Consider the following 6,945-nt stretch of genomic DNA (forward strand, 5'->3'; position numbering starts at 1 on the left):
CCCCAAAACCCCAAACCCGTTCCGCTACAAATTCAGCTGGTCGCCGCTGGGCGTCCTGAAGGCGCTGCGGTCGCCGTCAAAATCGATCCGCGACTTCAAAGAACTGGAGGTCGCCCGCCCCTGGGACGCAATCTCCTCCTACGACGCGCCGCTGCCCGCCCCGGAAAGCTTCGAAGTCTACCCGAACCGCGACTCGATCCCCTTCATCGGCCAGTACGAGTTCGGCGAGGACTGGAAGGTAAAGGAATTCGTCCGCGGCACCCTGCGCCTAAACGGCTGGGCCGATGCCTGGGCGGATGTCTTCAAGGAGGTCGAAACCCTCACCGGCCTCGAAGGCGACGCCCGCCTCAAGGAGATGTCTGATCAGTTCTGGACCGAAAACGCCAATGACGAAGGCGAGCCGGACCGGGTGGTGCTCTGCGTCGGCCTGAAGGCCGAGAAAGACGGCGCCGAGGTCTGGCACAAGACTTATGTGATGGACGCCTGGGGTGACGCGCGCGGCACCGCAATGGCGCGTCTGGTCTCCTATCCGGTGTCCTTTGCCATCGAGGCTGCCATGAACGGCAAGATCGCTGCCGGCGTTCACGCCGCCCCCAGCGACCTGGGCCTGGTCGAAAAATGGATGGGTGAGATCGGCAAACTGGCTCAGCACCTTGAGGTCGTCGACAGCAAGGCCTGATGGATGCTTGAAACAACGAAGGGCGCCAGATCGCGGCGCCCTTTTACTGTGCAGAGCAGCGCGGCCCCTAGCGGCCGATCACATCGTCCTCAACATCGTTCACATCTATTCCCAGCGCCTCCAGGCCGGCTTCCAGATTGTCAGCCAGATGCGGCGTTCCGAGCAGGTAATCGACGGTCGGCGTTGTCGCTTCCTGCCGGGCGGTATAAATCGCCTCGCCCAGCTCCTCCGGCTCGAAACTGCCGCGGCCGACCCACATAATGCCGACTAGCTCCGCCTGCTGGTCCTCGCCCATCCGGTCGATGAAAGCGCGCAGCTCACCTTCGGCGCGGCCCAATTCCCTGGCCATCATCGCCACCTGTGCCACCTTGCGGGCTGAGATCTCCAGCATTGGTCCATTCCTTCTGTTCGCTGCCTCAGCATAGCAAACAGCAGGGCAAACGCCTAAGTCTTTGATCTGAGCCAAATGGAACTCTGCTTAGCCCAGCATCTTTCCGAACAGCGCAAGCCCGCTGCGGCGCCCGCGCAAATGCTCCGTCGGCAGCGTAACCAAGCCTCGGCGCGCGGGCTCTATCCCGGCTTCCTTCAATAAGGCTGAAGACGCGATCAGCGCCATGCCGGTCGTCTTTGTCAGCTGCACCAGCCGCGCAGCAGCGTTCACCGTGTCTCCGAACACGGAATACTCCAGCCGGGCCTGTGTGCCGGTGACACCTGAAAACACCTCGCCCCAATGTACTCCGATCCCTGCAGCCAGGCCGGTTTCTCCAACGGCCTCCCGTTTCTGGCGCCAGTCCTCCATCTCTGCAAGCAGCCCTTCGGCGCAGTCGAGCGCCCGCACCGCGGCCCGGCCCCCCTCAAACAGGATCATCGCTGCGTCGCCGATGTATTTGTCGATCAGCCCGCCAGTCCGGCCCGCCACCATTTCGACACGGGTGCGGAACTCGGTGATCAGGCCACTGACCTCCTGCGGCTCGCGGCCTTCACACCAGCTGGTGAAACCGCGGATATCTATGAACAGGATCGCCATTTTCTGCTGGCGGCCTTCCTGCAACGCCTGCAGCCCGCCGCCTGCCAGTCGGCCTGCCATCTGGGCCGGCAGGTAGCGGGTCAGATTGGCCTTCTGCCGCGCCTCCTCGATCGACCGGTGCAGCAGCCCGCGCATCCGCAGGGCTGCAACGATCAGCACCGCCCCAGCCAGCGTTATCATCAGAACCCGCATCAGATTGGGCGGCGTAGCCATCGACAGGTGAACACGCTGTACCGCATCTGCAGAGATGTAAGCAGGTTCCCATAGGACCAGCCACACAAACCCCGCTGCGACCAACAGCACCTGGTAGCTCAACAGCAGCGGATTAAAGCGCAGCACACCAAAGGCCAGGATCAGCGGCGCCATCCATGTGGCTGGCATGGAAAAGACAACCTCGCCCGAAAGCCCGGAATTCAACAGCGACAGCCAGGCGTTCAAGAACAGGAACACCCCGTCTGCCGTAACCGCGGCCCAGATCATCCAGCGCCGGAAAACGCCTTGGCGGATTGCCGCAAAGCTTAAAACCCCTACCGCCATATAGGCCAGCATTGTTGCCGCCGCGAGACCGATCTGGTGCCACAGATAATCCTGCTCCACCGTCTGCACCGCATCAACCGCCAGCACCAATGCCGCCAGCAGCCCGGCCGAGACCGCTATCCGCAACAGCGCCACAATACGCTCGGCCTCGACCTCCGCTGCCCGCAGCAGCGAGGCCTCCCCCGTAGCGCCCGCGCGCCAGATCAGCGGCAGCTGCATCTATTCGTCTGCCAGCAGGGCCACCTGGCGCGGTTCAGTTTCCACCTGTCCGGGGGCCTCTAACTCCGCGTCTTGCGCAACAACGCCCATGGCTTCGAACTTGCGGGCCGAAGGCAGCACCCGCGCTTCCAGAGAACCCACTGCCTTGTTGTAACTATTTACCGAGGACGACAGCGACCGGCCGACTGACGCCAGGTTTCTGGAGAACGTCGACAGCCGGTCGTACAGCTCCTTCGCGGTCTTTTGCACCTCAACGGCGTTTTCCGCCATCTTTTCCTGCTGCCAGCCATAGGCAATCGATTTGACCAGCGCCATCAGGGTGGTTGGCGTGGCGATCAGGACCTTGTTTTCAAACGCATATTCAATCAGTCCGGGATCCGCCTCCACCGCCGCGGACACAAACGTCTCACCGGGGATGAACATCACCACAAAGTCCGGCGTCTCGCCCAGCGCGCTTTGATAGGATTTCGACGCAAGCTGACGCACATGGGATTTCACATGGCCCGAATGACGCAGCAGCGCCGCCTGCTGCTGATCGGGCGTCTCCGCTTCCAGCGCATCCAGATAACCCTCCAAAGGGGTCTTGGCGTCCACAACAATGCTCTTGCCGCCGGGGATGCGCACCACCGCATCGGGGCGGCGCAGCCCGTCATCCGTGCCAACGCTTTTCTCCAGCTCATAATCCACATGCTCGGCCATGCCGGCCATCTCGAACACCTGGCGCAGCTGCATCTCGCCCCAGCGGCCGCGGGTCTTGGGCGCCCGCAGCGCCTGCACCAGCTTGCGGGTTTCGCCGCCCAGCATGGCCTGGCCCTCGGCCAGATGCTTCACCTGTGTCTGGATCGCGCCGTAGGCCTCGTTGCGGGCCTTCTCGATTTCCTTGATCCGCTCACCGAACTGGCCCAGCTTCTGATCCAGCGGCTTTACCAGTCCCTCAATTGCAGCGTGGCGCTTGGCCAGATCCGCATCCGCGGATTTGCTGTGCGCCTGAAACCGCTCGCTGACCAGGCTCAGGAAGTTTTCCGAGTTCTGCTTCAGCACGCCTGAGGCCAAGGAGGCAAACTTGTGCTCCATCTGGCTATTCATCTGTTTCAGCTCTTCCAGCCGCGCCGTGTGCTCCGCCTTAAGCGCCTGCACCTGGGCCTCTGCCTGGTAACGGGCAGTGCGCTCATTCTCGCTGGTGCGGCGCAAAGTGGACAGCTCATCCGCCAGCTCCGGAAGCCGCGCAACCTCGGCTTTCAGCCCTGCATTGTGACTGCGAAGATCGCCGTTGGCCTGTTCCAGCTGCCGGGCGGCGCCTCGCAGCCGCAGCCCCGCCAAGGCCAGAACCGCGGCCAGCCCAGCCAGCGCGTAAATGGCCCATTGGGCCTGTTCCAGTGTCACTGCTCGTCCTCCCTTTACCGGGGGTTCTTGTTCAACTGCGCCCGAACAGGCGCTCGATATCAGCCAGTTTCAGTTCCACATAAGTGGGGCGGCCATGATTGCACTGGCCGGAATGAGGCGTTGCCTCCATCTCGCGCAGCAGTGCATTCATCTCCTCGCCCCGCATCCGCCTGCCTGAACGGATCGAGCCATGGCAGGCCACCCGGCTCAGGATTGCTTCGATCTTGACCTGCACCAGCTGGCTTTCACCCTGGTCCGACAGTTCATCCAGAATGTCCTTGATCATTGCTTCGGCGTTGACCTCGCCCAGGATCGCCGGGGTTTCCCGCACGGCAACAGCGTTACCGCCAAAGGCCTCGATGCCAAGGCCGAATTTCGCCAATTCCTCTGCCACGCTTAAAAGGCACGCGCAGTCATTGTCGCTCAGCTCGACAATCTCCGGAATCAACAGCGCCTGGGCCGCAACGCCAGTCTCTGTCATCTGCTGTTTCAGTTTCTCATAGACCAGCCGCTCATGCGCGGCGTGCTGGTCGACGATCACCATGCCGTCGGCAGTCTGGGCGATAATGTAGTTTTCATGCACCTGGCCGCGCGCCGCACCCAGCGGCAGCTGTTCGGCCCCGGGCGCGGCGGCTTCGGACGCAGCTGGCAGCTGACCCGGGGCCGTTGAACCCGTCAAAGGCTCTGTGACACGCCCGCTGTAGGCCGTCTGCAATTCTGCAAAGCCTGGCGATGGCGGCGCATCAAAGGAAGACGTTGGCGGCAAACCGGGGGATTGCGCCGCGTAAGCACTGTTGCGTGCGCCCAACGACGGCCGGTCCATCTGATAGATCCGCGGCGCGCCGGTGGCCGTAGGCTGTTCCGGCTTCATCGCCCCCAGCGTGGCGCCGGCCACAGTGGTTGAGGCCCGGTGCCCGGCCTCTGCCAGCGCATGACGCAGGGCTGAAACAATCAGCCCGCGCGCCAGCCCCGGATCCCGGAAGCGCACTTCGGATTTGGCGGGGTGCACGTTCACGTCGACCAGTTGCGGGTCGCAATCGATGAACAGCGCCGCCGCAGGGTGCCGGTCGCGGCTGAGGAAATCATAATAGGCGGCCCGAAGCGCGCCGGTCAGCGTCTTATCCTTCACCGGCCGGGTGTTGACAAACAGGAACTGCGCCACCGCCGCCCCGCGCGAATAGGTCGGCAGTGCCGCATAGCCAAAAAGCCGGATCCCCTCGCGGGTGGCATCAATCTTCAACGCGTTCTCTGCAAATTCGCGCCCCAGAACCGAGGCGAGCCGCCCGTGCAGCGCATCAAACAAATCCCCCGGCAATGGATCGGCGCGAAAGGTCACCCGGCCCTCACCGCCTCCGGACACGTCGCGCATGGTAAAGCCAACCGCAGGCTCCGCCATTGCCAGCCGTTTCACCGTGTCGGAGATCGCCTGGCTCTCGGCCCGGTCAGTGCGCATGAACTTGAGCCGCGCCGGGGTGGCAAAAAACAAATCGCGCAGTTCGACAATGGTGCCCATCCGCAAAGCGGCCGGCTTCACCGGTTCCAGCCTGCCGCCGGAGACGCGGATCTGCGCCGCCTCATGCCCGGCTGCCCGGCTGGTGATCGTCAGCCGCCCCACAGCCCCCAGCGACGGCAGCGCCTCGCCGCGGAACCCGAAGGTATGGATGTTCAACAAGTCCGAACCGTCGATTTTGGAGGTCGCATGGCGCGAGAGCGCCAAAGGCAGGTCCTCCGGCGCCATGCCGCAACCGTCATCCGTTACCCGGATCAGCGTCTTGCCGCCATCTGCGATTTCCACGGTGACGCGGGTGGCGCCGGCATCAATGGCGTTTTCCACCAGCTCCTTGACCGCCGAAGCGGGCCGTTCCACCACCTCGCCAGCGGCAATCCGGTTGATGGCGCTGTCATCCAGCTGGCGGATGATTGAACGGGTACTTTCGCTGATATGGGGTTCTGCACTGCTCATACCGCTAAATTTAGCATGCGGAGCTGATTCTGCCACAGGAATGCGCGCGGCTTCGGCAGGTGAAGCGTGAAAAAAATTTATACCGCACCACCTGTTTCCCCCGGTTTTCAAGGTGCCAGCAAAGCCCGGACACCAATAATTTGTCCAATCAGTCAAAAACCGGCGGCGCTGGTTGGCTTCGCTTGCCAATATACCGCACCCGTGCGAATTTCGCACGGAACTCTGCTGAGGACTCCCCGAATGGAAAGCCAAACCGCTGAACGAAGCGCGCAGCTGCCGCAACTGGCCGAACCGCGCAATCCGGGCATGGCGCTGGACCTGGACTGGGTCGCTGCCGTACAGGCCAATACGTCCGCCATCGAACGCCGCTGTGCCACCCTGCCGGGCCGCCGCAGCGTGAAGAAAGACCACCAGGCGGCATGGCTGCTGAAAGCCATCAGCCTCATTGACCTCACCACGCTCTCTGGCGATGACACCGAGGGCCGTGTCCGCCGCCTGTGCGCCAAGGCCCGTCAGCCGGTCACCGCCGATGTACTGCGCACACTGGGGATGGAAGGTCTCACCACCGGGGCGGTCTGCGTTTACCACGACATGATCCCCACCGCGGTTGCCGCATTGCAAGGCACTGGCATTCCGGTGGCCGCGGTCTCCACCGGTTTCCCGGCAGGCCTGTCCCCCTTCCACCTGCGGCTGGCGGAGATTGAGGAAAGCGTCAAGGCAGGCGCTGCGGAGATCGACATCGTGATCTCCCGCCGCCATGTTCTGACCGGCAATTGGCAGGCGTTGTATGACGAGGTGAAAGCCTTCCGCCAGGCCTGCGGCGACGCCCATGTAAAGGCGATCCTGGCGACCGGCGAACTGGGCTCCTTGCGCAACGTGGCACGTGCCTCGCTGGTCTGCATGATGGCGGGTGCCGATTTCATCAAAACGTCAACCGGTAAGGAAAGCGTCAACGCCACCCTGCCCGTCAGCCTAGTGATGATCCGTGCCATCCGCGACTATTGCGACCATACCGGCTGCCGCGTCGGCTACAAACCCGCGGGCGGCATCTCCAAAGCCAAGAACGCGCTGGTGTACCTTGCACTGATAAAAGATGAGCTGGGCGACCGCTGGCTGCAGCCCGACCTGTTCCGTTTT

At 63.1% G+C, this 6,945-nt stretch carries 6 protein-coding genes; 2 read left to right on the forward strand and 4 right to left on the reverse strand.

The window, feature by feature from the left end:
- Window positions 1–679: saccharopine dehydrogenase C-terminal domain-containing protein (locus tag VOI29_RS20960; RefSeq protein ID WP_323783345.1), on the forward strand; the 679-nt coding region annotated here is incomplete at its 5' end.
- A 67-nt stretch (window positions 680–746) separates the two neighbouring features.
- Here VOI29_RS20960 and VOI29_RS20965 read toward each other — a convergent pair.
- From VOI29_RS20965 to mutL, 4 genes are all read right to left on the reverse strand, one after another.
- Window positions 747–1,070, reverse strand: a complete 324-nt coding sequence (locus VOI29_RS20965; protein WP_323783347.1) for a DUF3775 domain-containing protein — start codon at window positions 1,068–1,070, stop codon at window positions 747–749.
- 87 nt (window positions 1,071–1,157) lie between these two features.
- Window positions 1,158–2,462 carry an adenylate/guanylate cyclase domain-containing protein gene (locus VOI29_RS20970; protein ID WP_323783349.1) on the reverse strand — a complete coding sequence of 435 codons (1,305 nt, stop codon included), beginning with the start codon at window positions 2,460–2,462 and terminating at the stop codon, window positions 1,158–1,160.
- The gene (gene rmuC, locus VOI29_RS20975; RefSeq protein WP_323783351.1) at window positions 2,463–3,845 is read right to left on the reverse strand and encodes a DNA recombination protein RmuC; all 1,383 of its coding nucleotides are present in this window, start codon (window positions 3,843–3,845) and stop codon (window positions 2,463–2,465) included.
- A 31-nt stretch (window positions 3,846–3,876) separates the two neighbouring features.
- Window positions 3,877–5,808, reverse strand: coding sequence for a DNA mismatch repair endonuclease MutL (gene mutL / locus VOI29_RS20980; RefSeq protein ID WP_323783353.1), 1,932 nt, complete (start codon window positions 5,806–5,808; stop codon window positions 3,877–3,879).
- 240 nt (window positions 5,809–6,048) lie between these two features.
- Between mutL and deoC the strand changes: the two genes are divergently transcribed.
- Window positions 6,049–6,945, forward strand: an 897-nt coding sequence (gene deoC, locus VOI29_RS20985; RefSeq protein ID WP_323783355.1) for a deoxyribose-phosphate aldolase, incomplete at its 3' end; no start/stop codon positions are given.

Origin of the sequence: Leisingera sp. (assembly GCF_034669605.1) — a bacterium.
In the GTDB taxonomy this organism is placed as follows: Bacteria; Pseudomonadota; Alphaproteobacteria; order Rhodobacterales; family Rhodobacteraceae; genus Leisingera.

Excerpts from the sequence above, each read along its gene's own strand:
- VOI29_RS20965 (WP_323783347.1), bottom strand. The coding sequence starts at position 1,070 with ATGCTGGAGATCTCAGCCCGCAAGGTGGCACAGGTGGCGATGATGGCC.
- VOI29_RS20970 (WP_323783349.1), bottom strand. The coding sequence starts at position 2,462 with ATGCAGCTGCCGCTGATCTGGCGCGCGGGCGCTACGGGGGAGGCCTCG.
- mutL (WP_323783353.1), bottom strand. The coding sequence starts at position 5,808 with ATGAGCAGTGCAGAACCCCATATCAGCGAAAGTACCCGTTCAATCATC.